The organism is Vibrio sp. HI00D65 (assembly GCF_001635455.1).
Classification (GTDB): Bacteria; Pseudomonadota; Gammaproteobacteria; order Enterobacterales; family Vibrionaceae; genus Vibrio.
This window is the reverse complement of record NZ_LWEH01000508.1, coordinates 1-2116: the sequence shown is the minus strand read 5'-3', so window position 1 is coordinate 2116 and position 2116 is coordinate 1. Positions and strand designations below refer to the sequence as shown.

3 protein-coding genes are annotated in these 2116 nt (G+C 43.9%); 1 reads left to right on the top strand and 2 read right to left on the bottom strand.

Going from position 1 to position 2116, the window contains the following annotated elements:
- A partial coding sequence (locus A3712_RS23165) for an EAL and HDOD domain-containing protein (RefSeq protein WP_157618867.1) occupies positions 1–602 on the bottom strand: 602 nt, incomplete at its 3' end.
- A gap of 45 nt (positions 603–647) precedes the next feature.
- Positions 648–1265 carry a homoserine/homoserine lactone efflux protein gene (gene rhtB / locus A3712_RS23160; RefSeq protein WP_063525190.1) on the bottom strand — a complete coding sequence of 206 codons (618 nt, stop codon included), beginning with the start codon at positions 1263–1265 and terminating at the stop codon, positions 648–650.
- Positions 1266–1346: 81 nt separating this feature from the next.
- Here rhtB and A3712_RS23155 point away from each other — a divergent pair.
- Positions 1347–2116 (top strand): alpha/beta fold hydrolase (locus A3712_RS23155; protein WP_063525189.1); only part of this gene is annotated, 770 nt, incomplete at its 3' end.

The window sequence follows — 2116 nt, the reverse complement described above, 5'->3', positions numbered from 1 at the left end:
CTAATGTACTTACTCTTGATGATTTCCGGTTTATTAAAAAAGTAACCTTGGAAAAACTTAAAGCCAGCCTCTTTAGCTTGTTGGAATTCTTGCTCGGTCTCAACACGCTCCGCCAAAAAGCTAAACTTCTTCCCTTGATGTGCCCTAACCAAATCACACGCTTCATCCAAACCCATCTGCATGATATCGAGCTTTACGATATGCGTGTATTTAAGGAAACGTTCCCATTCTGGGGTCGAAGTAAAATCATCTAAGGCGATCATATAGCCCGCTTGGTAAAGGTCTTTAACCGCTTCCAACAATTCATCTGTCGGTTTACAGGTTTCCAGAATCTCTACCACCACCTTATCTTTCGGCAAACTTAAGGGCAGTCGACGAATCAAACTTTGATAAGGGAAGTTGATAAAACAGCGTGAAGATGGAATAGAAGGGTTAAGACCAACAGACAAGAAGTTCTCAACAATCAGACGATACGTTGCTCGATTAGACTCAATATGCGCTGGGTACGCATTTTTTTCTCCATCGCGAAATAACAACTCATAGCCGAGTGTATTCCTCTTGCGATTTAATATAGGTTGTCGAGCAACGTATGTAGCGGTCATTTCTTGATAACTCTGATTGGTTTAACTATAACTCAGTCGCTTAATCTAAGCTTTCGCGGCAGCTAGCAAAGCACCGCAGCCCATGAACATACCACCAAATATTTTATTTATCTTACCCATTATGCGATCAGAGCGAATAAAACGCCCCATTTGTGACGCTAATGAGGTGTAACCCAACATAACAACGCTATCAATGAATACTGTCGTCACACCTAGCACTAATAACTGCGGTGCTTGAGGTTGTGTAGGGTCGATAAATTGAGGAAACAGAGCCACCAAAAACACGATTGATTTCGGGTTAGTTAGGTTGATAAGCACTGCGTTTCTCAGCAGTTTGCCGCTCGATAGAGTAGAGCTTTCTTCAGATGCCACTAGGCTCGAGCTATCACGCCACTTTTGAATACCTAACCAAACTAAGTAAACCACACCAACCCATTTGATGATGTTGAACGCCAACGCAGACTGAGCAACGAGCGCACCGATACCCGCGCCCACCAGCATAATGTGGGACGCAAGACCAAGTTGTAAACCGACGATGGATGCCAATGACTTTCGAGTGCCATAGCTTAACCCATTGCTGATTGAATTTACGGTACCCGAGCCCGGAGCCAAGCTAAATAAAATCGCCGTGACAACATAAGCAAGCCAAACATGAGTATCCATTTGCATTTCCTTACTAGTTCTTTAATCTAACAACATTAGTAGCAATAAAGCTCTCACACGCATCAGTTCAGGTAATTTCCCATGGAAAACCACAGCGAAGCCGCCTTCCCTTACACTCAAGAACCTCAGTTCGATCATGCGATTAAACACCCGATCAACGTTCTTTGGCAACAAAGAAAAGAGGGGTATTTAACATCGTCTGGTAAAAAGAAACTGTACTGGTGCAGCCTCACCTCAGAAAAGCACAGCAAAGCTATTGTGATTTCAAATGGCCGTATCGAATGCTGCCAAAAATACCAAGAAATCTTTTATGATTTTTATCAACAAGGCTATGACGTTTATTCATTTGACCATCAAGGTCAAGGCCAGTCGGAGCGTATGGTAGCAGACTCTGACATTGGTCACATTCATGAGTTCGATGATTATACATCAGACATGTCTGACATGATTGCCAGTTTTGACCTCAGCAAGTATGCAAAGCTATACCTGTTAGCCCATTCAATGGGTAGCACTATCGCGACACGCTATCTACAAACCCATCCAGATCACCCATTTGATAAGGTCACCTTGTGCGCTCCAATGTTTGGTATCAACACCGAGTGGTACTTGAAGCCTATCGCAATGATTGTTGGGCAAGTGCTTACTGCATATCACGCCAAACCGGTTTACGCGCCAGGTCAGCAAGCCTATTACTCGAAACCTTTTGAGAATAACCTCCTGAGTCAAAGCAAGGTTCGTTATCAGTGGTTCCGTCGACTTTACGAAGAGAACCCTTCACTGCAAGTCGGTGGTGCTAGCACTCGCTGGGTATGGCAAGGATTAATGGCAGCCAAGCAGTCAATCCAACAAAC

Coding starts and splice junctions, on each gene's coding strand:
- rhtB (WP_063525190.1), bottom strand. CDS start 1,265: ATGGATACTCATGTTTGGCTTGCTTATGTTGTCACGGCGATTTTATTT.